The 24,806-nt window shown below is 49.9% G+C and carries 22 protein-coding genes, 1 tRNA gene and 1 pseudogene; 21 read left to right on the top strand and 3 right to left on the bottom strand.

Annotated features, from left to right (window positions below):
- Window positions 1–4: 4 nt before the first annotated feature.
- The 5 genes from K7G97_RS13285 to K7G97_RS13265 all read left to right on the top strand — a co-directional run bounded on the left by K7G97_RS13285 (window position 5) and on the right by K7G97_RS13265 (window position 8,853).
- Window positions 5–1,429 carry a S41 family peptidase gene (locus K7G97_RS13285; RefSeq protein ID WP_064299414.1) on the top strand — a complete coding sequence of 475 codons (1,425 nt, stop codon included), beginning with the start codon at window positions 5–7 and terminating at the stop codon, window positions 1,427–1,429.
- Window positions 1,430–1,451: 22 nt separating this feature from the next.
- On the top strand, window positions 1,452–2,615 hold the full coding sequence (locus tag K7G97_RS13280) for a PDZ domain-containing protein (protein ID WP_223040751.1): 1,164 nt from the start codon (window positions 1,452–1,454) through the stop codon (window positions 2,613–2,615).
- Between the two features lie 203 nt (window positions 2,616–2,818).
- Window positions 2,819–4,786: an excinuclease ABC subunit UvrB gene (uvrB, locus tag K7G97_RS13275; RefSeq protein ID WP_023469235.1), complete on the top strand. Its 1,968-nt coding sequence runs from the start codon at window positions 2,819–2,821 to the stop codon at window positions 4,784–4,786.
- A 1-nt stretch (window position 4,787) separates the two neighbouring features.
- A complete protein-coding gene (gene uvrA, locus K7G97_RS13270) occupies window positions 4,788–7,643 on the top strand; it encodes an excinuclease ABC subunit UvrA (protein WP_035396286.1) in 2,856 nt (951 codons plus the stop codon).
- Between the two features lie 100 nt (window positions 7,644–7,743).
- On the top strand, window positions 7,744–8,853 hold the full coding sequence (locus K7G97_RS13265; protein ID WP_064299417.1) for a DUF4097 family beta strand repeat-containing protein: 1,110 nt from the start codon (window positions 7,744–7,746) through the stop codon (window positions 8,851–8,853).
- A gap of 246 nt (window positions 8,854–9,099) precedes the next feature.
- Here the strand turns inward: K7G97_RS13265 and K7G97_RS13260 are convergent, their stop codons facing one another.
- Window positions 9,100–9,483, bottom strand: a complete 384-nt coding sequence (locus K7G97_RS13260) for a hypothetical protein (RefSeq protein ID WP_223042041.1) — start codon at window positions 9,481–9,483, stop codon at window positions 9,100–9,102.
- A 126-nt stretch (window positions 9,484–9,609) separates the two neighbouring features.
- Between K7G97_RS13260 and hprK the strand changes: the two genes are divergently transcribed.
- The 11 genes from hprK (at window position 9,610) to K7G97_RS13205 (ending at window position 18,771) form a co-directional block, all read left to right on the top strand.
- Complete coding sequence (hprK, locus tag K7G97_RS13255) at window positions 9,610–10,545, top strand: HPr(Ser) kinase/phosphatase (protein WP_035396292.1); 936 nt, start codon at window positions 9,610–9,612, stop codon at window positions 10,543–10,545.
- On the top strand, window positions 10,545–11,378 hold the full coding sequence (gene lgt / locus K7G97_RS13250) for a prolipoprotein diacylglyceryl transferase (protein WP_223040750.1): 834 nt from the start codon (window positions 10,545–10,547) through the stop codon (window positions 11,376–11,378). Before hprK ends, lgt begins: the two co-directional genes overlap by 1 nt.
- A gap of 3 nt (window positions 11,379–11,381) precedes the next feature.
- On the top strand, window positions 11,382–12,038 hold the full coding sequence (gene ppaX / locus K7G97_RS13245; RefSeq protein WP_223040749.1) for a pyrophosphatase PpaX: 657 nt from the start codon (window positions 11,382–11,384) through the stop codon (window positions 12,036–12,038).
- Window positions 12,022–12,504, top strand: coding sequence for an acyltransferase (locus tag K7G97_RS13240; protein WP_035396297.1), 483 nt, complete (start codon window positions 12,022–12,024; stop codon window positions 12,502–12,504). Before ppaX ends, K7G97_RS13240 begins: the two co-directional genes overlap by 17 nt.
- 30 nt (window positions 12,505–12,534) lie before the next feature.
- Window positions 12,535–12,915, top strand: a complete 381-nt coding sequence (kapB, locus tag K7G97_RS13235; protein WP_023469227.1) for a sporulation phosphorelay system protein KapB — start codon at window positions 12,535–12,537, stop codon at window positions 12,913–12,915.
- Between the two features lie 96 nt (window positions 12,916–13,011).
- A complete protein-coding gene (locus K7G97_RS13230; protein ID WP_035396300.1) occupies window positions 13,012–14,496 on the top strand; it encodes a tetratricopeptide repeat protein in 1,485 nt (494 codons plus the stop codon).
- 61 nt (window positions 14,497–14,557) lie between these two features.
- Window positions 14,558–15,520, top strand: a complete 963-nt coding sequence (gene trxB / locus K7G97_RS13225; RefSeq protein WP_023469225.1) for a thioredoxin-disulfide reductase — start codon at window positions 14,558–14,560, stop codon at window positions 15,518–15,520.
- Between the two features lie 111 nt (window positions 15,521–15,631).
- Complete coding sequence (gene rapZ, locus K7G97_RS13220) at window positions 15,632–16,501, top strand: RNase adapter RapZ (RefSeq protein ID WP_050678698.1); 870 nt, start codon at window positions 15,632–15,634, stop codon at window positions 16,499–16,501.
- The gene (locus tag K7G97_RS13215; protein WP_035409984.1) at window positions 16,501–17,499 is read left to right on the top strand and encodes a gluconeogenesis factor YvcK family protein; all 999 of its coding nucleotides are present in this window, start codon (window positions 16,501–16,503) and stop codon (window positions 17,497–17,499) included. The genes rapZ and K7G97_RS13215 overlap by 1 nt, the downstream gene beginning before the upstream one ends.
- A complete protein-coding gene (whiA, locus tag K7G97_RS13210) occupies window positions 17,496–18,452 on the top strand; it encodes a DNA-binding protein WhiA (RefSeq protein ID WP_023469222.1) in 957 nt (318 codons plus the stop codon). Before K7G97_RS13215 ends, whiA begins: the two co-directional genes overlap by 4 nt.
- Before the next feature lie 82 nt (window positions 18,453–18,534).
- Window positions 18,535–18,771: a hypothetical protein gene (locus tag K7G97_RS13205; protein WP_023469221.1), complete on the top strand. Its 237-nt coding sequence runs from the start codon at window positions 18,535–18,537 to the stop codon at window positions 18,769–18,771.
- Between the two features lie 112 nt (window positions 18,772–18,883).
- On the opposite strand, the pseudogene clpP reads toward K7G97_RS13205, so the two are convergent.
- Window positions 18,884–19,468: pseudogene (gene clpP, locus K7G97_RS13200) on the bottom strand (ATP-dependent Clp endopeptidase proteolytic subunit ClpP); the annotation flags it as partial.
- 182 nt (window positions 19,469–19,650) lie between these two features.
- Window positions 19,651–19,726, bottom strand: a tRNA-Arg gene (locus K7G97_RS13195).
- A 154-nt stretch (window positions 19,727–19,880) separates the two neighbouring features.
- Here K7G97_RS13195 and K7G97_RS13190 point away from each other — a divergent pair.
- From K7G97_RS13190 to K7G97_RS13170, 5 genes are all read left to right on the top strand, one after another.
- Entirely contained in the window at window positions 19,881–21,023 is a 1,143-nt protein-coding gene (locus tag K7G97_RS13190; RefSeq protein WP_223040748.1) for an RNA polymerase factor sigma-54, read from the top strand.
- Window positions 21,014–21,274, top strand: coding sequence for a glutaredoxin family protein (locus K7G97_RS13185; RefSeq protein WP_023469219.1), 261 nt, complete (start codon window positions 21,014–21,016; stop codon window positions 21,272–21,274). Before K7G97_RS13190 ends, K7G97_RS13185 begins: the two co-directional genes overlap by 10 nt.
- Window positions 21,275–21,389: 115 nt before the next feature.
- Window positions 21,390–22,418 carry a sugar-binding transcriptional regulator gene (locus K7G97_RS13180; protein ID WP_023469218.1) on the top strand — a complete coding sequence of 343 codons (1,029 nt, stop codon included), beginning with the start codon at window positions 21,390–21,392 and terminating at the stop codon, window positions 22,416–22,418.
- A 53-nt stretch (window positions 22,419–22,471) separates the two neighbouring features.
- Window positions 22,472–23,479, top strand: coding sequence for a type I glyceraldehyde-3-phosphate dehydrogenase (gene gap, locus K7G97_RS13175; protein WP_023469217.1), 1,008 nt, complete (start codon window positions 22,472–22,474; stop codon window positions 23,477–23,479).
- 121 nt (window positions 23,480–23,600) lie between these two features.
- Window positions 23,601–24,785, top strand: coding sequence for a phosphoglycerate kinase (locus K7G97_RS13170; protein ID WP_223040747.1), 1,185 nt, complete (start codon window positions 23,601–23,603; stop codon window positions 24,783–24,785).
- Window positions 24,786–24,806 lie beyond the last annotated feature (21 nt).

Raw genomic sequence — 24,806 nt, 5'->3', positions numbered from 1 at the left:
AAGCGTGAAAAAATCTACAACAGCAGTCATCGCGGTCAGTACCTTCGGGCTTGGTTTAGGGGCAGGCGCCGTCGGGATGTTAGCGGCTGGCGGAACGGATTCTGTCTCGACGTCATCGTCGTCGGCGAATGCGACGGGTGATTGGAAAAAAGTTGATCAGGTCCGTCAAATGATCGAACAGAACTATCTAGAGGACGTAACGGATAAAGAACTGCTGGACGGTGCGTTGTCCGGTATGGCGGAAGTGCTTGACGATCCATATTCCGTCTATATGGATGAGTCGGAGACGGCATCGTTCAATACGAATCTATCGTCTTCGTTCGAAGGAATCGGTGCGACACTTGAACAAAAAGGCGAGTCGATCGTCATCGTCTCACCGATTAAGGGATCACCCGCTGAAAAAGCCGGGATCAAACCGGGTGACGTCATCTTAGAAATCGACGGCAAGTCGACGAAAGGGCAAAAGACGGATCAGGCGGTCAAGAAAATCCGTGGTGAAAAAGGAACGAACGTCGTCCTGACGATTCAGCGCAGTGGACAAGACGCGATGGACATCACGATCAAACGGGATACGATTCCGATCGAAACGGTCTATACGTCGACCGAGGACGTCAACGGGAAGAAGATTGGTGTCTTGCAAGTGACGCAGTTCTCAGAACCGACGGCTAAAGAGTTCGAGAAGGGGCTCGCGAAACTCGAGAGTCAAAACATCGATGGACTCGTCATCGACGTTCGCGGAAATCCGGGCGGTCTCTTAACGGCTGTCTCAAGCATGATTGCACCGTTCATTCCGAAGGACGTTCCGATTTATCAAGTCGAGAACAATAAAGGGGAGCGGCAGCAGGAATTCGGGAAGGCAGACGAGAAGAAACCTTATAACATCGTCGTGCTCGAAGACGGCGGATCCGCGTCCGCCTCTGAGATTCTGGCAGCCGGTCTGAAAGAAGGAGCGGGAGCTGAAGTCGTCGGTACGAAATCGTTCGGTAAAGGAATCGTCCAAAGTGCGTACGATTTAAAGGACGGTAGTGATTTGAAGTTGACGACGAACAAATGGCTGACGCCGGACGGCAACTGGATCCACAAAAAGGGCGTCAAGCCAACAATCGAAGTCAAGCAACCAGCGTACTTCAACGTCACGAAGATCCTGACTGATCAGAAGTCACTTGCAGTCGGTGACTACGGTAAATCGGTCGAAAACGCACACCTCGTCCTTGAAGCAATCGGTTACGAGCCAAAAGGACAGGATGGATATTTCGGTGACACGATGAAGCAAGCCGTCGAAGCTTTGCAAAAGGATGCGAAACTCGACGTCACTGGAAAAATCGATCAGCAGACAGCGGGTGAGATGGAGACGCGTCTCCTGAAGAAACTCGAGGACGATAAGAATGACGTCCAGCGGAAAAAAGCACTCGAGGTCGCTGCTCAATAATAAGGAATGGAAAGAGGTCTGAATGCGCGTGGAATTACTCGATGAAATTGGTTGGACCGCGATTAGTCTCATCGCCAGTCCGACCTTGTGGTTAGCACTCCTTGTCAGTTGGGTCATCGGCATCCGGCGTGTCAAACGGGAACGCGGATTGTTCCGCTCCCGGACACACGGTAAACGAAGCGATGTCCTCGAAACACTTTTACCCGGGTTACTAATTGGTCTCGTCTTATCCGTCGCCAGTGGCTGGCTCGTATTGACGCTGACGCCGCAATACGCTCTGTTGTTACTCGGGCTCTCGAGCGTCTTGTTGTTGGTCGGGATCGTTCGCTTGAACGTACCGCTTTGGCCGATCGTCTTGCTTGGACTTGCCGGCTGGTTCCTAATGGATTCACGTCTTGATCCGGTTCGAGCGGTTGAGCCGAAAATGATTTTATTGCTTGCGACGTTAACGCTTGTCGCGGAATGTCTCCTCGTCTGGTGGCGCGGGCAACGACGCCTGTCACCGTCACTCGTCGTTTCGAAGCGTGGTCGCTTCATCGGTGGGCTGTCAGCGAATAAACTTTGGCTATTGCCTTTGCTCGTCTTTGTTCCGGGTGACGTGCTTGAAGCCTGGTGGCCACGTTACAGCTTCCCAGAGCTCGTTCCGATCGTGCTTTGGTTACCAATCGGCTTCAGCTTCCTCTTTACGGGTAAGTTGCCGAAAGAATTGATGCGTCCGCTCGTTCAAGGACGTTTGATCACGAGTCTCGTCGCGATTCTATTGACGGTTCTTGCATACGTCACCGGACAAGCTGAATGGCTGTACGGAATCGTCTTGTTGCTCGTCCTGCATATTGTGTTGCATCAGCGGGTCAAACGCTTGAACCGGGCACAGACACCATTGTTCCTCAATGGAACGCGTGGTGCCGTCATTCTTGGAACGCTACCTGATAAACCAGCTGCCGAGATGGGCTTGATTCCGGGTGAAGCGATCTATAAGGTCAATGGTGAGAAGGTCGATTCGGAAGCATCGTTCTACGAAGCCATCCAAAAACACAAACCGTATCTGCGTCTTGAAGTCATGAACCATAACGGTGACATCCGGTTTGCGCAACGTGCCTTCTATGAACAAGATCATCATGAACTTGGTATCCTGTTCGTCAACGAGCCGGTCCATGGTCGCACTAAAGTGCGGTCTTTGCATTAAATTAGTACATCCCTGTCACGGAACAGCCGTGACGGGGATTTTTTTAGCAGAAAAATCGAGGGTCAACACTCGAAGCAAAAAGAAACTTTTGCATTTTCGAAAAAAAGGGTAACTTCCTAAAAGGAGCACTTCATAATCGAATGTTTGTTCGTAAAGTGGTACAATAAAAATAGATTTTTTACGTGATGAGGGGGAAGCAAACGATGGATTTTGAACTCGTTTCACCATTTGAGCCAGGCGGTGATCAGCCGACGGCAATCGAAAAATTGGTGACTGGGCTAAAACAAGGCGAACGACATCAGACGTTGCTTGGGGCGACTGGTACCGGGAAGACGTTCACGGTCTCGAACGTCATCAAGGAAATCAAGAAACCGACGCTCGTCCTTGCCCACAACAAAACACTAGCGGGGCAACTCTACTCGGAGTTCAAGGAATTCTTCCCGAACAATGCGGTCGAATACTTCGTTAGTTTTTATGATTATTATCAACCGGAAGCGTATGTGCCGTCGACGGATACGTTCATTGAGAAGGACTCTTCGATCAACGATGAGATTGATAAACTACGTCACTCGGCGACGTCCGCCCTGTTCGAACGGGAGGACGTCTTGATCGTTGCTTCTGTCTCGTGTATCTATGGTCTCGGTAACCCGGAAGAGTACAATAACCACGTCTTGTCCCTGCGTGTCGGCAATGAGATGGGGCGTAACGAGATGCTCCGTCGTCTGATCGACATTCAGTATGAGCGTAACGACATCGACTTCCAGCGCGGACGGTTCCGCGTCCGCGGAGACGTCGTCGAAATCTTCCCGGCGTCACGCGACGAACAGTGTGTCCGGGTCGAGTTCTTCGGTGACGAGATCGAACGGATCCGTGACATGGATCCGCTGACAGGTGAGATCGTTGCGGACCGCGAGCACATCTCAATCTTCCCGGCGTCCCACTTCGTGACGGGGGATACCCGTCTGCAGAAAGCGATTGCGAACATCGAGAAGGAACTAGAGGTCCAGCTTGCGAAGTTACGTGAAGACAATCAGTTGCTTGAAGCGCAACGGCTCGAACAACGGACGAACTATGATCTTGAGATGATGCGTGAGATGGGCTATTGTTCCGGAATCGAGAATTACTCGCGTCACTTGAACTTGATGCCGGAAGGGGCAACACCGTATACGTTGCTCGACTACTTCCCGAAGGACTTCTTACTCGTTGCCGATGAGTCACACGTCACGCTGCCACAAATTCGCGGTATGTATAACGGGGACCAGGCACGGAAACAAGTCCTCGTCGACCACGGTTTCCGTCTCCCGTCGGCAAAAGACAACCGTCCGTTACGGTTCGAGGAGTTTGAGGAAAAAGTCAGTCAGGCGATCTATATCTCGGCGACACCAGGACCGTATGAACTCGAACATTCAAAAGAGATGGTCGAGCAAATCATCCGTCCGACCGGTCTCGTTGATCCGACGATCGAGATTCATCCGATCACGGGACAAATCGATTACTTGATGGATAACATCCGTGACCGAGTAGCGAAGAACGAACGTGTTCTCGTGACGACACTGACGAAGAAGATGGCAGAAGACTTGACCGACTACTTGAAAGAGAATGGTGTCAAGGTCAACTACATGCACTCGGAGATTAAGACGCTGGAACGGATTGAAATCATCCGTGACTTACGACTCGGGAAATACGATGTCCTCGTCGGGATCAACTTGTTACGAGAAGGACTCGATATTCCGGAAGTCTCACTCGTGACGATTCTTGATGCCGATAAGGAAGGGTTCCTCCGGTCGGATCGTTCGCTGATTCAAACAATTGGTCGGGCGGCGCGGAACTCGGAAGGACACGTCATCTTGTTTGCTGATAAAGTCACCGATTCGATGCAACGCGCAATCGATGAGACGGAACGCCGTCGCGCAATCCAGATGGCGTTCAACGAAGAACATGGCATCACGCCTCAGACGATCAAAAAAGACGTTCGTGGTGTCATCAGTACGACGATCGAGAGCGACGATACTGTCGAAAAACTCGAGAAGTTCAACAAACTCAAAAAACCGGAGCGCGAAACGTTGCTTGAGCAGCTCGACCAAGAGATGCGTCAAGCGGCGAAAGACATGCAGTTCGAACGAGCTGCTGAGCTCCGCGACCTCATATTAGAATTGAAAGCAGGTGCCTAAGTTGGGAGAAAAGAAGAATCAGATTATCATCAAAGGCGCTCGCGTCAATAATCTACAAAACATCGATGTCGAAATTCCCCGCGATCAGCTCGTCGTCTTGACGGGCTTGTCCGGGTCAGGGAAATCATCGCTTGCCTTCGATACGATTTACGCGGAAGGACAACGGCGTTATGTCGAAAGTTTATCTGCCTATGCCCGTCAGTTCCTCGGACAGATGGATAAACCGGATGTCGACACGATCGAAGGACTGAGTCCAGCAATTTCAATCGACCAGAAGACAACAAGTAAAAACCCACGTTCGACGGTCGGAACGGTCACAGAAATCTATGATTATTTGCGTCTATTGTACGCACGAATTGGTAAACCGATTTGTCCGAATCACGGAATCGAGATTTCGAGCCAGACGATCAGTCAGATGGTCGACCAAGTGATGGAGTTGCCGGAGCGGACGCGTCTGCAAATCCTCGCGCCAATCGTTTCCGGGCGAAAAGGAACGCACGTCAAAGTGCTTGACGATTTGAAGAAGGAAGGCTTCGTCCGCGTTCGTGTCAACGGAGAGACGATGGATCTCGCCGAAGAGATCACGCTTGAGAAAAACAAGAAACACTCGATCGAAGTCGTCGTCGACCGTGTCGTCGTGCGACCAGACGTCGAAGCCCGTCTTGCGGATTCACTGGAGACTGCACTTCGCCTCGCGGATGGTCGGGTCATCGTCGATACGATGGACGGCAACGAATTGTTGTTCAGTGAACATCATGCTTGTCCAATTTGTGGCTTCTCAATCGGTGAACTTGAACCACGGATGTTCTCGTTCAACTCACCATTTGGTGCTTGTACGTCATGTGACGGTCTCGGAACGAAGCTTGAGGTCGATGTCGATCTCGTCGTACCGCATCCCGATAAGTCATTGAACGAAGGGGCGATCGTAGCGTGGGAACCGACAAGTTCGCAGTATTATCCACAATTGCTTAAAGCGGTCTGTGATCACTTCAAGATCGATATGGATACACCGTTCGAACAATTGTCAGAAGAACACCGTGAAACGATCTTGAACGGAAACACGAAGGAAGAGATTCACTTCCGTTACGAGAACGATTTCGGGATGGTCCGAAATACGAACCTCTACTTCGAAGGGGTCCTCAACAACTTACAACGTCGCTTCAAGGAGACGTCGTCTGATTATATCCGGGAACAGATGGAAGGCTACATGGCGAAGAAAGCTTGTCCGACGTGTAAAGGACACCGCTTGAAACGGGAATCACTCGCCGTCAAAGTATCCGATCACCATATCGGTGAAGTGACGAAGATGTCTGTTAAACAAGCGGTCATGTTCTTCGACGAACTACCGGAGAAATTAAGTGAGAAGGATCAGACGATTTCGCGGATGATCGTCCGTGAGATTCACGAACGGGCGTCGTTCCTCGAGAACGTCGGTCTCGATTACCTGACGATCTCACGCGCAGCGGGGACATTGTCCGGTGGGGAAGCGCAACGGATTCGTCTTGCGACACAAATCGGTTCGCGTCTGACGGGCGTCCTCTACGTTCTCGATGAACCATCGATTGGCTTACACCAACGCGATAATGATCGCTTGATCAATACACTGAAGGCGATGCGTGACCTCGGCAATACGCTGATCGTCGTCGAGCACGATGAAGACACGATGATGGCAGCCGACTACTTGATCGATATCGGACCAGGAGCCGGCGATCACGGTGGATTCGTCACGGCAGCCGGGAAACCGGAGGAGTTGATGCAGGATGCGAACTCGCTGACGGGTCAATACTTGTCCGGGAAGAAGTTCATTCCTGTTCCGTCGACACGCAAAGAGCCAGACGGTCGGATGCTTCATATCCACAAAGCATCGGAAAACAACTTGAAGAACGTCGATGTCGATATTCCGCTGGGTCTGTTCGTCGCCGTCACTGGTGTCTCGGGCTCCGGGAAATCGACGTTGATCAATGAAATTCTCTATAAGACGATCGCGCACGAGATGAACCGGGCGAAGGAAAAACCGGGTGCTCATAAAGGGATCACGGGTCTTGATCAAATCGATAAGGTCATCGATATCGATCAGTCACCAATCGGTCGGACACCGCGTTCGAACCCTGCAACGTATACGGGTGTCTTCGATGACATTCGTGACGTCTTTGCTTCGACGAACGAAGCGAAACTCCGCGGTTACAAAAAAGGACGCTTCAGTTTCAACATCAAAGGTGGACGCTGTGAAGCGTGTCGTGGCGACGGGATCATCAAGATTGAGATGCACTTCTTACCGGACGTCTATGTTCCGTGTGAAGTCTGTCACGGGAAACGCTACAACCGCGAAACACTTGAAGTGAAATATAAAGGCAAAACGATTGCCGACGTACTTGAGATGACAGTCGAAGATGCCCTCGCCTTCTTTGAGAACATTCCGAAAATCACGCGGAAACTGCAGACGATCGCTGACGTCGGTCTGACGTACATGCGTCTCGGTCAACCCGCGACGGAACTGTCCGGTGGGGAAGCGCAGCGCGTTAAATTGGCATCCGAGCTGCATAAACGTTCGACTGGGAAGACGATCTATATCCTCGATGAGCCGACGACAGGACTCCACGTTCACGATATCGCGCGTCTCCTGAAAGTGTTGCAACGTCTTGTCGACAATGGTGATACGGTGCTCGTCATCGAACACAACTTGGACGTCATCAAGACGGCAGACTACTTGATTGATCTCGGACCTGAAGGGGGCGACGGTGGTGGAACGATCGTTGCTGCCGGTACACCGGAACACATCGCTGAAGTTGAAGCATCTTATACGGGACGATACCTCGCACCTGTCCTTGAACGCGACGCGGCACGAATTGAATCGTGAAACTTTTGTGGATGAGGATTCGTAGGAAGGAACTAAGGGAACTTAAACGAAAGTATCATGTAACACACGTTTGAGGTTCAAGAATAGGAGGGAACGGTTCATGAAGCAAGATATGCGTCAATTGATATTGGAGCAAGTCAAAGAAGGAAAGTTAACGATTGATGAGGCACTCGATAAACTCGAGCGACTCGAATCAATCGACGAACGTGCTACTTCTGCAAGTGAACATAAGTACGTCGATGAACCAGAACAATATGATCGGGTCGACCAGTATTCCGTCGATTCACTGACGACGAAAGTCATGTCAGCGTTCGATAATCTCGTCAGCCGGATCAAGGACAGTGATCTTTCGCTTAATCAGGCGTCCGGTCCGAACGTCACCTACGTCAAACAATTCCCGTTCAGCGGTGAGACGGTTCACGTCGATCTGTTCAATGCGAACTTGGTCGTTGAACCGAGTGATCTTGAAGAATGCGAATTGACGGTGACAGGACGTCCACTTCGCCGCCAACAGGTGACGGAAGAACAGGCACTTGAGCAACTCCAAGCTGCTGTCCAACATGCGGTCTCAGCGAACACACTCTCAATCCGCTTGAAGGATAAGAGTGTCCGTGCGACAGTCCACCTGAAAGTACCACGCCGTCATTACGAATCATTCGTCTTACAGACGCTGAACGGGGAAATTTCGTTGACGTCACTTGATACGACATCTGCTCAACTGATGACAGCAAACGGTCGAGTCAACGTCCGTGATCTGTTCAGTGAGGATGTCAAAGTATCGACAGCGAACGGTTCGATCGAAATCGAAGAGTCGGAGTTGAAAGTCTTGAAGGCGAAGACAGCCAACGGACAAATCATCACGACCGGTGTCTTCGAACGTTCAGAACTGAAAACAGCGAACGGAAACGTCCGCTGTGAGCTGAAGACAGTGCAAAACGCGAAGGTCAAAGCGTCGTCGCTTGCCGGAAGCATCGCTTTGATGTTGCCGCATGGCGCAGAAGTGTACGGGGAGCTTGAGACGAATTTCGGTGGTCTCAACTGCAACCTCGATGACATGGAATTGATCCGGGATCAAAAAGAAATCGTCAACCGGAAATTACATTTCGTATCAGGTCGCGGTCGCTCACCAAAAATCGAGGTTGAAGCCGATACGAAGACAGGTACGATTTCGGTCACGCACGGTGTTCACCTCAGTCCACAAGCGTTATAAGCATACCAGCGCAACTTCTTGAAAAAGAGGTTGCGCTTTTCTTATGACATCGCATCCGCTTTGCGTGTTTTCCTCAGGCGAGACACAAACCGCGGCTACATCGTTCTAGGAACGAGTAGCCGGGTCTCGTTTGTTTCTGACAGCGCGGATGTCCGCGCTTTTTCCTATAGGAGTCACGCGAGTGGGGCTTCGTCAGCTGCATAGACAAAAACACCCATCCTCATAAGAAGATGGGTGTAGCTTACATCAATAATTGTAATCCTGATCCATCATCGGCTCGTCGAAGTTCATGTTCTCGATATTATTCATATCGTAACCGAACGAGATTAAGGCAATGACACCAATGATTGCAAGAACGATCGAAACGAGAATCAGACCGATTCCGAGCCAACTTTTTCCGCGTGCGCGATTCCAATAGAAGATGATCGCGAGGACGTAGGAGATGAATGAACCACTAATGAAGATTCCGATGATTGAGATGATAAAGAATAAGAGAGCAGTTTGATCTTGATTACGCGAATATGCTTTCCACATATCAATCAGTGAGATGATGAGATAGACGAAACCAGCAATCGCTAGAACCGCAAATAAGATAATGACTAAAATCAATCCGATACCACCGCCTGACATCACGGCAAAACCTCCTTCAAAATATTAACTCTTTATTCCATTCCCAAGAAATCATGCTTCTAATCCAATTCCATGAATCGAATAAAAATATGGTACAATACTTCAAGTGAAAGGGGCTGACGAAGCGTGCAACCAAAAGTGCGAACAGCTGAAATCGTAAAACAATTCAATCTCCACATCGTCACGGGAGAAGAGGGCTTACATCGTCCGATTCTGACGGCTGATTTGTGCCGACCTGGCCTTGTGCTTGCCGGTTATTATGCCTATTACCCGGCAGAACGTCTCCAAATTCTCGGAAAAACAGAATTGACGTTCTTCAATAATTTAACGTACGAGGAACAACGCGAACGAGCGAATGTCCTCTGTACGGATGAAACACCTGGTATCTTGATCACACGTGGATTCGAAGTACCGGAAGCGATCATCCAAGCCGCAGACGAGACGAACGTGCCACTGTTGACGACAAAAGGGCATACGACATCGGTCGAGTCACAGATCACGAACTTCCTCGAAGCGGAACTTGCGCCAACGACAGCGATGCATGGTGTCCTGGTCGATATCTATGGTGTCGGTGTCTTCATCAAAGGGGCGAGTGGTGTCGGTAAATCGGAAACGGCACTCGAACTCGTTAAGCGAGGTCACCGCTTGGTGGCAGATGACTCAGTTGAGATTCGTCAAACGGGTGACGGTATTCTCGTTGGGACAGCACCGAAGTTGATTCAGCATCTGCTTGAGATTCGTGGAATCGGGATCATCGATGTGATGACGTTGTTCGGTGCAGGCGCTGTTCGCTCGCACAAGAAGATCAGCCTCGTCTGTAACCTCGAGATTTGGGATCAATCGAAAGTCTATGACCGCGTCGGTCTGGACCAAGAGACACTCCAAATCATCGATACGGAAATTCCGTTCCTGACGATTCCGGTTCGTCCCGGACGAAACCTTGCTGTCATCATCGAAGTCGCAGCGATGAACTATCGTCTGAAGAACATGGGCATCAACACAGCAGAAGAATTCGCGGGACGTCTCGCGCAAGCAATTGAAGATGGGAATGGTGGTCTTTGATGGGAACTTTAGCCTCTGTACAACCAACGTTTGACCGCGTGGCGATTGAACTCGGTCCTGTACCGATTTACTGGTACGGCATCGTCATCGCACTCGGTGCGGTCGTCGGTCTCCTGATTGCGATCTTCGAGTCGAAGCGGATCGGCTTCAACGAAGAGTACGCGGTCGATGTCGTCATCTGGTCGATTCCGATCAGTATCATCTGTGCCCGGATTTACTACGTCGCGTTCGAGTGGGATTACTATAGTCAACATCTTGACCAAATCATCAATATCCGCCAAGGTGGGATCGCGATTCACGGTGCGATCATCGGGGCGATTTTGACGGTCATCATCTATACGCGTAAGAAAAAGATCTCGTTCTGGCAAATCGCTGATATCTTGGCACCATCGCTCTTGTTCGGGCAAGCTGTCGGACGCTGGGGTAACTTCTTCAACCAAGAAGCACACGGTGGTGAGACGACATGGTCGTACTTACAAGATACGCTGCACTTACCGAACTGGATCGTCAATCAGATGTACATTGACGGAACATACTACTTACCGACGTTCCTCTATGAAAGCATCTGGAACATCATCGGTGTCATTCTGTTGATCGTCTGGCGGATGAAGTTCAATCCACGTCGTGGGTATGTATTCCTCGGTTATCTCGTGTGGTACTCGATCGGACGCTACTATATCGAAGGTCTCCGGACGGACAGTCTGTTGATGGGAGATGGACTCCGGACGGCGCAAATCGTCTCAATCTGTTTGATCATCTTCGGTGTGATCATGATGGTCGTTCGCCGCAACGCCGTTCGTTACTTGGATGGTTCGAAAAAGGAGGCGAAGTAATCAATGATTCGCACGCTACTGTTTGATTTAGATGGAACGTTGATCGACACGAATCCGTTGATTTTAAAAAGCTTCGAGCATACACTCAGTTACTATTATCCGGATCGGACGTTCACGGAAGCGGAACTGCTTCCGTTCATCGGTCCGACGCTAGAAAAATCATTTTCAGCGATGAACGCGGAACAGTGGAAAGAGATGGTCGCTTTTTACCGTAGCTACAACATCGCGATGCATGACGCGCTCGTGCTCGAGTATCCAGGTGTGCTTGACGGCTTACGTCGTCTGCATGAAGCAGGCTACAAGATGGCGGTCGTCACGTCGAAGAGTCGTCGTGTCGCTCTTCGCGGTATCGAGTTATTCGGATTGACGTCACTCTTTGACGCGGTCATCGCAGCCGACGACGTAACGGAAGAAAAACCAGCCGTCGAGCCGTTCGAAAAAGCGATGCAGTTGCTTGGAGCAACAGCAGACGAAACGATCATGGTCGGTGACAACGATACGGACATTCTCGGTGGTAAGAACGCGGGACTGAAGACAGTCGCGGTCGGTTGGGCAATCAAAGGACGCGCGTACTTAGAGGCACTCGAGCCGGATGTCATCATTGATTCGATGGATCATCTTGCTGCTTGGCTGGAGGAACAAAATGGCACGGCGAACTGATCGGTTTCAGGTCGGGACGACGAATCCACTCTGGCACATGTACCGGACTGTGTCGTTCTTTAAAGTGATGTGGTGCTTTACGATCATCACGATCGGGCGGTTTGCTCCGTCGCTACGTTTTAAGAACGCGCTCTACCGGACGTGTCTCCGGATGAAGATCGGGGAGAAGACGGCACTTGCCTTGATGGTGATGCCGGACACGATGTTCCCGGAGCGGATCACGATTGGTGACAATACGATCATCGGCTTCAATACGACGATTCTCTGTCATGAATATTTGACGACGGAGTATCGTTTAGGTGACGTCGTCATCGGAAGTAACGTTTTGATCGGTGCGAACGTGACGATCCTACCGGGCGTAACGATCGGAGATGGTGCCGTCGTTGGTGCCGGATCAGTCGTTCACCGAGACATTGCACCGAACGAACGCGTCTCGAGTCAGCCGCTTCGCCGGCACGAAATGTGACAAAACTGTGAGAAGGAAGAAGGAAAAAAGATGACGCACATCCGCTTTACGTATAAGACAGGAAAGTATTTCGGAAGATTATTCGCCGAACGTCCACAAGGTCTCGTCGTTGAGGTGTTGGCTGTTGAGAAGCATCCCGTTCAAGGGGATCTTCACCAACCGAACCAAGTCGATGTTCCACTCTTCCATATCCGGACCGCCTTGCATAAGCACGAAAAGATCACGGTTTCGCCCGCAGTCGTTTATGCGTATGACGGAGAGATTCCGGATTATGCGACGAGCTTACGGCAGGCATATGACAAGGACGTGGCACGTCTTGAAGGACTGAATCCAGAGACGGATGCTTTTGTACGAAAATGCTTAGAGAATTACAAAGAACTGGAATCGATTTATGCGAAACGCTGGGGATGAACTCCGGCGTTTTTTTCTGTTGCATGCCTCCTAGAGATAGGGTATTCTTGTGTCTGCAACTACGAAACCAGTTTACTATTTATGGGGGCTTGAATCATGATGGAATTAACCAAATACAAAGCAGACCCCTTTGCGATAACAGCGCGCCAAGCGGAACTTTTTTATTTCCGCGGACGGAAGGCGCACCGGGAAGGGCGACTGGACGAAGCCGTCTATCATTTAGATGAGGCGACGACACTTCAGCCAGCGGACATCCGTTATTTGCTCCGTTATGCCCGTGTCTTATTCGAGACAGGAGAAATCAATCATGCGAATGATGTCTTGAAACAAGTACGCGCACTCGACGCATCAAATACGGAAGCACTCTTTTATTTAGCGAATAACTACGCACACGTCTCACTTTACGAAGAAGCGCGACAACATGCGATGGAATATTTAGAGCAAGCACCAAACGGCAAACACGCGGAGGCATCGGCCGCACTCGTGGAACTGATTGATCTCGAACAAGAGATGGAAGACGACGAAGAGGACGAATTGATTCGTCTGCACGGTCAGGCACAACGCCAGATCGATAAAGGAATGCTGTTCGCGGCACAGGAGACGCTGACTGGATTGATTGCCCAGTACCCGACGTTCTGGCCTGCCTACAACAACCTTGCAATCGTTGAGTTCTATTTAGGAGAGAACGATCAGGCATTCGCTTCCCTCGAACGGGTCCTTGAAGGGAATCCGGGGAATTTGCATGCCCTCTGTAACACGCTCGTCTTGTTACATGAGATGGGACAGGACGAAGAGGCGCACCGTCTCTCTCGTCAGCTCGAACACGTCCGTTCCGTTCACCTTGAGACACGTTATAAGGTCGCATCAACGCTTGCGATCATCGGACGGTACGATATCGCCTATGAAGAGTTGAAGTTGCTTGAGCGTCGCGGTTACCGGGGAGACCCACTCTTTGGTCACTGGTTATCAATCTCTGCCTATAAGACGGGACACGTCGAAGAAGCAGCCGCTTTCTTGAAGTCGGACGAAGCACAAGCGTTAAAGGAAGAGACGGATACGTATGACATCCGGCACAACCTTCAGTTTCGCTCGGCACTCATCCAAGCGTTAAAGACAGAAGATGATGTCTCGCGGATCTTTACGGCACTTCTCCTTGGTAAACTGAACGATGCTGAAGCACGGCTTGCATTGTCGATGATGCCAGAAGTGACAGATCAGGAAGACGTCCTCTTATTGACGGAACAGATTGTCATCGAGATGGAAGGACGGACTGATGTCGTGGATGAACGCATTCACCGGGCATTGCAGACGATCCGTCTTGCGGAACGATTCGTTTCAGACGAAGAACGGATGAGTCTCGAAGGGGATTTTTATGAACGCTTCGCACAGCTCGTCTTAAGCGGAGAATCGTTCGATTCGATTGAAGCATCCGCTGCATCCCTACTTTATCTGTTCCATGATTTACGGGACGGGATGTTGATCGAGGAATGTGCATCACTCGTCGATTGTTCGTTTGATCACGTCGCATCGATGATCCGGACACATGAACGGATGCTGGCACCGCTACAAGCAAAGTGTTAGACGTTTAGGCGATTCTCACCTATACTCAAACTACAATGAATTTAAAAAATGGGGTGGAATCATGGCGGAAACAGAACAAAAAATTTATGACGTCATCATCATCGGGGCAGGACCTGCTGGGATGACAGCCGCACTTTATGCATCACGTGCGAACCTTTCGACATTGATGATCGAACGCGGGATTCCGGGCGGTCAGATGGCGAACACAGAAGATATCGAGAACTACCCAGGATACGATAGCATCCTCGGACCCGATCTCTCGCAAAAAATGTTCGACCACTCGAAAGCATTCGGCGCAGAATATGCGTACGGAGACGTTCGAAGCATCGAAGACGGTAAAGCATACAAAACGATTCATGCACACAACAAAGATTACTACGCACGGGCGATCATCATCGCGTCTGGTGCACAATATAAGAAAATCGGCGTACCGGGTGAAGAAGAGCTCGGCGGTCGCGGTGTCTCGTACTGTGCTGTCTGTGATGGCGCGTTCTTCAAAGAAAAAGAACTCTTCGTCATCGGTGGGGGCGACTCTGCGGTTGAAGAAGGCGTCTACTTGACACGCTTCGCGAAAAAAGTCACGATCGTACACCGTCGTGACGAGCTCCGTGCTCAAAAGATTCTTCAAAAACGTGCGTTCGACAACCCGAAAATCGACTTCATCTGGAACCATACGGTTAAACAGATTAACGAACAAGACGGGAAAGTCGGCGGCATTGAGCTGATCAATACAAAAACAGCTGACGTAACGACGCATCCGATCGATGGTGTCTTCATCTACATCGGGATGAACCCGATCACTGGTTACGTCCAAGATCTCGGCATCTTGAACGACCAAGGCTACGTCGTGACGAACGAAGCGATGGAAACGAACATCAAAGGGATCTTTGCTGCTGGTGACGTGCGTGAAAAAACATTGCGCCAAGTCGTTACAGCAACGAACGATGGTTCGATCGCAGCGCAAAATGCACAGCATTTCATCGAAGCGTTGCTTGAAGAATTACAAGAATCCTCACACGCATAATATCGAACCAGTTTCATTGAAGGAGACTTCAGTGAAGCTGGCTCTTTTTTTATGATATACTGAGAAAGAAGTGAAAAATACACACGGAACTGTTGTCTGGAGGGCGAAAAGATGGAACAGAATCAACCGCAACTTGTCATCATCACGGGTATGAGTGGGGCTGGGAAGACTGTCGCAATGAACAGCTTTGAGGACTTAGGCTATTTTTGTGTCGACAATTTACCCCCGACGTTACTGCCGCATCTCATCGAAGTCATTGGACAAGTGCGTCCTAAAATCGCCGTTGCCATCGATACCCGCGCGCGTGATTTCATCGACAGCTTTTTTGTCGTCTATGAGGATTTAAAGAAAACGGACTTACAAATCCGGATGCTGTATCTTGATGCACGAAACGATGTCCTCGTACGTCGTTACAAGGAATCGCGTCGTTCGCACCCGCTCGCACCGACAGATTCCCCATTGATCGGGATCGAACGGGAGCGGACGTTGCTCGAAGGATTCCGTGATAAGGCACAGATGCTGATTGATACGAGTGACATCAAGCCGCTTGCACTGAAAGAGCGTCTCTTGAAGGAGTTCACGGAAGGCACGCGGATTCCGTTCACGGTCAACGTCATGTCGTTCGGTTTCAAACACGGCTTACCGCTTGATGCCGATCTCGTCTTTGACCTGCGCTTCTTACCGAATCCGTTCTACATTCCAGAGCTGCGTCCAAAAACAGGACTCGACGAGGAAGTCGCGTCGTACGTCATGCAGTGGCCGGAAGCGAAGCTGTTCTATAAAAAACTCGTCGACTTGCTCGAGTTCCTGATTCCACAATACGAGCGGGAAGGGAAGTCGCAACTCGTCATCGCCCTCGGTTGTACAGGCGGGAAACACCGCTCGATTACGTTCGCGGAAGCGATCAGTAAAGAATTTGCGACGCAGTATCACATCGAGACGAATCACCGGGATTATGTGCATGCGAAGGAGGAGAAGTGATGAAATGGGAACGTAAAGTCGTCGCTGTCGGTGGCGGGACGGGACTCTCGACGCTTCTTCGTGGACTGAAGCATTATCCGCTCGACATCACAGCCATCGTCACGGTCGCTGATGACGGCGGCAGTTCTGGTCGTCTGCGGACGGAATTCAACATGTTGCCGCCGGGCGATATCCGAAACGTCATCGTCTCCTTATCGAAGTCGGAGACGTTGATGGACCGAATCATGCAGTACCGGTTCGAGACCGGGGAAGGCTTACACGGGCATTCGCTCGGAAACTTGATGCTGACGGCAGCAACCCAGCTCTGTAACGGTTCGTTCGTCGAAGCGATTGGCGTCATGGGACAACTGTTGAACGCGGAAGGAAAAGTCTATCCGGCGACGGAGCGGACGATCACGTTATGTGCTGAGTTCGAGGACGGGACGATCGTCAAAGGCGAGTCGTTGATTCCGAAAGTCGGCAAGAAAATCGAACGGATCTTCCTCGAGGAACAAGACGTCCGTCCGGTACCGGAAGCGATTCAGGCGATTCTTGACGCCGACGTCATCGTCCTTGGTCCGGGTAGTCTCTATACGAGTATCATCCCGAACGTCCTGATCGATGAGATCCGGGAAGCGATCCAACAATCACTGGCTCCGGTCGTCTATATTTGTAACGTCATGACACAACCCGGCGAGACGACGGCGTTCACAGCGAATGAACATTTAGCGGCACTTGAACGCTTCCTCGGACAAGGCGTCGTTGATACGATCATCGTCAACAACGAATCGATCGATGCGAGTTACCTGAAGAAATACCAGAAGGATCACGCTGACATCGTCACCTATAATGAAAAACAATTCGAGCTCGCTGGCGTTGAAGTGCTAGCAGACGATATCGTCGATTACAATCATCACTTCATCCGTCATGACTCAGATGCCGTCGCTAGCCTCGTCATGCGAAAAGTGTTGTCGATTCGACGGATGCGTCAACTCGAAGGAAAGGAGGAGCTGACATGAGCTTTGCCTCAGAAGTCAAAAAAGAATTAACGCAGATTCCGATCACCGATCACGAGATGAAGGCGGAACTCGCGGCACTCGCTCGGATGAACGGTGCGATCTCGTTCGGTCTCGGACGTGGTCTGACACTCGATATCTCGACCGAGAATGCCTCGATTGCCCGTCGGATCTACTCATTGCTGAAAAAAGCATACGGAGTCCATCTTGATCTGCTCGTGCGGAAGAAAATGCGTCTGAAAAAGAATAACGTCTACATCGTCCGCGTCAAACAACAGGCGGATAAGATTTTGCAAGACCTCGGAATCCTCGGAGAGGGGTTCACGATGATTCGTTCAATCAGTGACACGATCCTTAACGATGAACGAAAAGCACGCGCTTATTTACGAGGGGCGTTCCTCGCCGGAGGTTCGCTCAACAATCCAGCTACGTCGTCGTATCACTTGGAGATCTTCAGCTTATATGAAGAACACAATGCGGCGCTCCGTGGTCTATCGAACGTCTTTGATTTGAACGCAAAGGCAATCGAACGAAAAAAGGGACACATCCTTTATATCAAGGAGAGCGAAAAGATTTCTGATTTCCTCAAGCTCGTTGATGCGACACAATCGATGCTGCGGTTCGAGGACGTCCGGATCTTAAAAGATATGCGTAACTCGGTCAACCGTCTCGTCAACTGTGAGACGGCGAACCTCAACAAGACGGTCGGTGCGGCATTACGCCAAGTCGAGAACATCAAGTTCCTCGAGCGGACGGTCGGACTTGATGTCTTACCGGATAAGCTGAAGGAGATCGCGATCTTGCGCGTGACACATCAAGACGTCACGTTACAAGAGCTCGGGGAGATGGTCGAAAGCGGCTCCATCTCAAAATCAGGGATCAATCACCGGTTGCGGAAGATTGATCAAATCGCTGAAAAAGTACGAAATGGCGAGTCGATGACAGGGGCCTTATAAGAGGGTCGCTTGCGGGATGAACCATAGTCTACTATAATATATAGTCGATGCAACTAAATGTTCGAATTAAGGAGTTTTTGAAATGGCTAACGAAAAGAAACGTATTTCGCTGACAGTCGATGCGAAGTTTGATGAAGTGTTAACAAAAAAAGCGAAATCAATCGGTGTACCGAAAAGCACACTCGTTGCGTTCGCAACATCTTTATTCCTGAAACAATTACAAGCAGAAGAAGAGCTTTCGCCACATGCGAACGCGATCTACTCGCTGATTCGTGAAAACCACGATATCGTTTCAGACATCACAGACTTGATCGACTGATCATCGACCTCTCGTTCTATAAGGAACGGGAGGTTTTTTTGTATGCAACGATAAACGACAAGACTTTATGGATACAAAAAAAGTGCCTCCCGAAGGAGACACTCTGGATGACTTATGCACGTTCCATGACGCGGTCGATGAGACCGTAATCAGCAGCAGCTTGTGCTGACATGAAGTTGTCACGCTCTGTATCGCGTTCGATGACTTCAAGTGGTTGTCCTGTGTTTTCAGCCATGATTTTGTTGAGGTGCTCACGCATTTTGATGATACGCTCCGCATGGATTTTGATATCCGATGCTTGACCTTGTGTACCACCGAGTGGTTGGTGGATCATGATTTCAGCGTTTGGTAACGCGAAACGTTTTCCTTTTGCGCCTGCTTGGAGCAAGAACGCACCCATCGATGCAGCCATACCGATACAAATCGTTGAGACTTGTGGCTTGATGAAGTTCATTGTATCGTAAATCGCCATACCGGCAGTGATCGAACCACCTGGGCTGTTGATGTAAAGCGAGATTTCTTTATCTGGATCTTCTGCTGCTAAGAACAGAAGTTGGGCAACGACTGAGTTGGCGACGTTGTCGTCAATCGCGCTCCCGAGAAGAATGATGCGGTCTTTTAGCAAACGTGAGTAGATATCGTAAGCACGTTCCCCGCGGTTTGTTTGTTCGATGACTGTTGGAATTAACATAGTCTTTGCCTCCTTATAGTTGGTATGTAGCTTCCTATTCGACTTATCCTTATCATAATCCTTTGGTCAATATTGGTCAAAAGATACGATGCGACTTTTAGGTATTTTTCCATTACAAGGGCAAATGAAACATATCAATATAGAAAAAAGGCAACGCCATTGCTGGCATTGCCTTGTAGTTGAATAAATGGTACACCCGGAGAGATTCGAACTCCCGACACCTGGTACCGGAAACCAGTGCTCTATCCCCTGAGCTACGGGTGCATCTGATGTACTGAACAATTAATAGTATAGCGACATTTTTTCAGAAAAGCAATAGGAAAGCAGGACTTTTCTTTTCCTGAGCGGTTCGAGAAAGGTTCAGAGCACGTTTTTCAAAACGTTTCTTCTATAATAAGAAGTGGAGGAGGGGGAATCGATGGATCAACGTCAGGAACAGACGCAACAGATGACGTTATCGGCGTCACAACAATATCAGTTACATGTACTTGAGCAACCAGCAGCTGAGCTCGAGGAGGAATGGCGACGGTTGAAACGACGGTTGCATCGTCATTACCCGAATCAGGTTTCGCTAGAGGTCGAGCAGATGGCAGGACATTTGGCATCCTATGAAGACGAGCTTCTTACACAAATACGTTTAGAATCAGTCAGACAGGAAATAGGATATATGGCGGAACAACTCATCGTGTATTTAGAAGCGGACGGTTTATTGCGGACATCGGACGAGCAGCTCGCTGCATCCTTCTCGACCGATGTCGCAACGATTACAGAAGCACGGACACTCTTACAACAATGTGAACCAGTCGGCATCGCTGCCCGCTCGGAGCGCGAGTGCCAATGGTTACAGGCGATCGAGCTAGACGACGCGGAATTGATCGGACTGACGGATCGGTTGCGGCATGAACCGGCGAGTCAGGTGTTCGCTCAGTTCAGTGAACAGGATCGAGCGCGGTTGCGAAAACGATTGACGCGGCTGAGCCGGACACCGGATCTTCCTAAAGAAGAACGATCGGTTATGGCAGAAGCACGGATTCACCTGTTAGATGGAAAACTTCAGATCGATTGGATGACACTCGATACGGATCAGACGTGGCTCGGATTAAAAGAGACAACGCCTTTTTTGCGCGCGTACGAACGACGCCGTGTCACGATGCATGCCATCCTCTCGATCTTGCTTGAGCGACAAGAACGCTGGTTCAAGGGAGAACTGCATCTTGAGCCATTGACGAAAAAACAAGTCGCTGAGGCGACGGGACATCATCCGTCAACGATTGGTCGAGCGATTGCTGCGAAGTATGTCGAGACGGTCCATGGTCTCGTTGCTTTAGAAGACTTGTTCGTCTCACGGACGACAACCGGAGATTCGAGTTTTTTGATTAAAAGGCGGATCGCCGAATACATTCAACACAGCGATCGTCCGTTAAGTGATCAGCAATTGACGGATCGCCTGCAAGCAGACGGTCTGACAGTCGCGCGACGGACGGTCGCGAAGTACCGGGCAGCGCTTGGTTTAACGAAAAAAACGATGCAGCAAAGGAAGGCGCAATCAGAATGGGATTAAAACGACACAGACACTTAACACTCTATTCACGTCCGGGATGTACGCTATGTGAAGAGGCCGCCATCTTACTCGACTTCGTACTCGATGAGTTTCCGGAATGGACGTTCGAGGAAGTCAACATTGATCAGGATGAAGCGCTCAGTCTACGGTTTTTATATGAGATTCCGGTCGTCATGCATGACGAGGAAATCTGGAGTTATGGCAAATTCGAGACGGAAACGATAAGAAACCGCTTACTTCAAAAAACTTGAGAAACGAGACTTGCAAGGCGAGAAACGGACTGTTATGATAACGGTGTACCAAGTGGGACACGTTATGACATGCGGGACAGAAAGCGTCCAGCTACTTGAGAGGAGAGGGAAATACATGATTCGGCAGTTAGTCCAGATCCAAAAACGAATCGTGCCTGATCTGATCGAAGAAATGCAGACACGCTACGACATCCTTCATTACGTACGACTGATGCAACCAATCGGACGACGTACGCTTGCGACAAGCCTTGGCTTGACGGAACGCGTCTTACGGCGGGAAGTCGACTTCTTGAAGCAGCAAGACCTCCTAGAGGTCGCGACGCAAGGGATGTCCTTGACGGATGAAGGACGAAACGTTCTTCGCAGCATGCACAGCATCATGGGAGAACTCGCAGGGATCTCAGACATGGCGAAAGCTCTGAAAGAGAGGCTCGGAGTACGGGACGTCGTCATCGTACCGGGTGATTCCGATGAGACCTTCTGGGTACAACGAGACATGGGACGGGCAACCGTCGCACGACTCAAACGAGAGCTTTCTTCAGACCATCACAATACGATCGCTGTCACAGGTGGTACGACGATGGCTTCCGTCGCGGCGATGATGTCGCCAGACAAGGAACACCGTCCGATGACGTTCGTTCCGGCACGCGGAGGACTGGGAGAAACGCTCGAACTACAAGCGAACACAGTATGCTCACGGATGGCGTCACGCGCTCAAAGTGATTATCATCTGCTTCACATCCCAGACATGGTCAGCACAGAGACGTTCGTCAAGATGATCGAAGAGCCGAGCATAAAAAATGTGCTTCAAATGATTAAAGGTGCTTCAATCGTGGTACATGGAATTGGTGAGGCGAAAACGATGGCAAAACGTCGTCGCGCGTCTGAGGATCTCCTGACCCGACTGGAACATGAACAGGCAGTAGCGGAAGCATTCGGATATTACTTCGACCGAGACGGGAACATCGTGCATCGGGTCAAGACGGTTGGTCTCCAACTGGCTGACTTGAAGCAAGTCGAACACGTCATCGTCGTCGCAGGTGGTCATTCGAAGGCAGAAGCGATCAACGCCTATGTCAAACAGTCGCCAGACATCATCCTGATTACGGATGAAGGCGCAGCAGCTTCGATTTTGAAAGGGTAACCCCCTTTTGAATAATAGATAACTCGCTTTACATTAAAAGGAGGAAAATTATCATGGCAGTAAAAGTTGGTATTAACGGATTTGGACGTATCGGACGTTTGGCACTTCGTCAAATTCTTCAATTCGATGGAATCGAAGTAGTCGCGATCAACGACCTTACAGACACTAAAATGCTTGCACACCTTCTCAAATATGATACGACTCAAGGTCGTTTCGACGGCGAAGTTGAAGTACACGACGGTTACTTCCTCGTCAACGGTAAAGAAATCAAAACACTTGCTAACCGCAACCCAGAAGAACTCCCATGGGGCGAGCTCGGTGTTGACATCGTTCTCGAATGTACTGGTTTCTTCACAGACAAAGAAAAAGCTGAGCTTCACTTGAAAGCTGGCGCTAAAAAAGTCGTTATCTCTGCACCTGCAACTGGCGACATGAAAACAGTCGTCTTCAACACGAACCACGAAATCCTTGACGGAACTGAAACAGTTATCTCTGGTGCTTCTTGTACTACAAACTGTCTCGCGCCAATGGCTAAAGTTCTCCAAGATCAGTTCGGAATCGTTGAAGGTCTCATGACTACGATCCACGCTTACACTGGTGACCAAAACACACTCGACGCTCCACACCCTAAAGGTGACTTCCGTCGTGCACGTGCGGCAGCAGCAAACATCGTTCCTAACTCAACTGGTGCTGCAAAAGCAATCGGTCTCGTTCTTCCAGAACTTCAAGGTAAACTTGACGGATCTGCACAACGTGTACCAGTCGCTACAGGTTCACTCACTGAGCTCGTAACTGTACTCGACAAAAAAGTTTCTGTAGAAGAAGTCAACGCAGCAATGAAAGCAGCTGCTAACGAGTCTTACGGTTACACTGAAGACGAAATCGTTTCTTCTGACATCGTTGGTATCTCTTACGGATCACTCTTCGATGCAACACAAACTAAAGTCATGACAGTCGGCGACAAACAACTCGTTAAAACAGTTGCTTGGTATGACAACGAAATGTCTTACACTAGCCAACTCGTTCGTACACTCAAACACTTCGCAGAAATCGCTAAGTAATTCGAGCAATTAAATAGCAATTGAATAAGAGCGGAAACGATATCAGTCTCCGCTCTTATTGCGGAAAAAAGCGGGAGGGGCATTCGCCCCTCACTATACGTAAGAGACGGAGGACGAATGTATGAATAAGAAATCGATTCGCGACATCGATGTACAAGGAAAACGCGTATTTACACGCGTGGATTTCAACGTACCGTTGGAAGACGGTAAAATCACGGATGACACACGGATCCGTGCTGCACTCCCAACGATCAAACACTTGATCGACGGCGGAGCAAAAGTCATTCTCGCTAGCCACATGGGTCGTCCAAAAGGCGAAAAGAACCCTGAGTTCTCACTTGCACCAGTCGTAGCACGCCTCAGCGAATTGCTTGGTAAAGACATCAAGCTCGTTGAAGAAGCATACGGTCCAGTTGCAGAAGAAGCAGTCAGCAAACTCGAAAACGGCGATGTCGTCGTCTTAGAGAACGTCCGCTTCTACCCTGGTGAAACGAAAAACGACGAAGAGCTCGCTAAAGGATTCGCGAAACTCGCTGACGTCTTCGTCAACGACGCGTTCGGCGCAGCACACCGTGCACACGCATCGACAGAAGGTATCGCACACCATGTCGACACAGCAGTTGCCGGTCTTCTCATCGAAAAAGAACTTCAAGTTCTCGGTAAAGCTCTCTCTAACCCAGATCGCCCGTTCACGGCAATCATCGGTGGTTCGAAAGTAGCGGACAAAATCGGTGTCATCGATCACTTACTCGACATCGTCGATACGTTGATCATCGGTGGCGGCTTATCGTACACGTTCCTCACAGCTCGTGGTATCGAAGTCGGTACTTCACTTCTTGAGGTCGACAAAATCGACCAAGCGAAGGAATTCATGAAGAAAGCAGAAGAAAAAGGCGTTAAGTTCCTCATGCCAATCGACTGCGTCATCACGAAGGAATTCGGAGAAGAAACATATGTCGGACCACGTGACATCACAGAGATCCCAGCCGATCACATGTCACTTGATATCGGTCCAAAAACGGTTGAACTCTACTCAGAGGCAATCAAGAACTCGAAACTCGTCGTCTGGAACGGACCGATGGGCGTATTCGAACTCGATAAATACGCAAACGGTACAAAAGGTGTCGCGCAAGCTCTTGCGGACAGCGATGCGTACTCAATCATCGGCGGTGGCGACTCAGCTGCTGCGGCAGAGAAATTCGGTCTTGCTGACAAAATGAGCCACATCTCTACAGGTGGTGGAGCAAGTCTCGAGTTCATGGAAGGGAAAGCTCTTCCTGGTGTCGAAGCGCTAAACGACAAGTAATCTAAGTTCACAAGGGAGTGT

Origin of the sequence: Exiguobacterium acetylicum, from assembly GCF_019890935.1 — a bacterium.
Taxonomy (GTDB): domain Bacteria; phylum Bacillota; class Bacilli; order Exiguobacteriales; family Exiguobacteriaceae; genus Exiguobacterium_A; species Exiguobacterium_A abrahamii.
The sequence above is the reverse complement of the archived record's forward strand: the minus strand, read 5'-3'. Positions and strand labels throughout refer to the sequence as shown.

Excerpts from the sequence above, each read along its gene's own strand:
- K7G97_RS13280 (WP_223040751.1), top strand. The coding sequence starts at position 1,452 with ATGCGCGTGGAATTACTCGATGAAATTGGTTGGACCGCGATTAGTCTC.
- uvrB (WP_023469235.1), top strand. The coding sequence starts at position 2,819 with ATGGATTTTGAACTCGTTTCACCATTTGAGCCAGGCGGTGATCAGCCG.
- K7G97_RS13265 (WP_064299417.1), top strand. The coding sequence starts at position 7,744 with ATGAAGCAAGATATGCGTCAATTGATATTGGAGCAAGTCAAAGAAGGA.
- K7G97_RS13260 (WP_223042041.1), bottom strand. The coding sequence starts at position 9,483 with ATGTCAGGCGGTGGTATCGGATTGATTTTAGTCATTATCTTATTTGCG.
- lgt (WP_223040750.1), top strand. The coding sequence starts at position 10,545 with ATGGGAACTTTAGCCTCTGTACAACCAACGTTTGACCGCGTGGCGATT.
- ppaX (WP_223040749.1), top strand. The coding sequence starts at position 11,382 with ATGATTCGCACGCTACTGTTTGATTTAGATGGAACGTTGATCGACACG.
- K7G97_RS13240 (WP_035396297.1), top strand. The coding sequence starts at position 12,022 with ATGGCACGGCGAACTGATCGGTTTCAGGTCGGGACGACGAATCCACTC.
- kapB (WP_023469227.1), top strand. The coding sequence starts at position 12,535 with ATGACGCACATCCGCTTTACGTATAAGACAGGAAAGTATTTCGGAAGA.
- K7G97_RS13230 (WP_035396300.1), top strand. The coding sequence starts at position 13,012 with ATGATGGAATTAACCAAATACAAAGCAGACCCCTTTGCGATAACAGCG.
- trxB (WP_023469225.1), top strand. The coding sequence starts at position 14,558 with ATGGCGGAAACAGAACAAAAAATTTATGACGTCATCATCATCGGGGCA.
- rapZ (WP_050678698.1), top strand. The coding sequence starts at position 15,632 with ATGGAACAGAATCAACCGCAACTTGTCATCATCACGGGTATGAGTGGG.
- K7G97_RS13215 (WP_035409984.1), top strand. The coding sequence starts at position 16,501 with ATGAAATGGGAACGTAAAGTCGTCGCTGTCGGTGGCGGGACGGGACTC.
- whiA (WP_023469222.1), top strand. The coding sequence starts at position 17,496 with ATGAGCTTTGCCTCAGAAGTCAAAAAAGAATTAACGCAGATTCCGATC.
- K7G97_RS13205 (WP_023469221.1), top strand. The coding sequence starts at position 18,535 with ATGGCTAACGAAAAGAAACGTATTTCGCTGACAGTCGATGCGAAGTTT.
- K7G97_RS13190 (WP_223040748.1), top strand. The coding sequence starts at position 19,881 with ATGGATCAACGTCAGGAACAGACGCAACAGATGACGTTATCGGCGTCA.
- K7G97_RS13185 (WP_023469219.1), top strand. The coding sequence starts at position 21,014 with ATGGGATTAAAACGACACAGACACTTAACACTCTATTCACGTCCGGGA.
- K7G97_RS13180 (WP_023469218.1), top strand. The coding sequence starts at position 21,390 with ATGATTCGGCAGTTAGTCCAGATCCAAAAACGAATCGTGCCTGATCTG.
- gap (WP_023469217.1), top strand. The coding sequence starts at position 22,472 with ATGGCAGTAAAAGTTGGTATTAACGGATTTGGACGTATCGGACGTTTG.
- K7G97_RS13170 (WP_223040747.1), top strand. The coding sequence starts at position 23,601 with ATGAATAAGAAATCGATTCGCGACATCGATGTACAAGGAAAACGCGTA.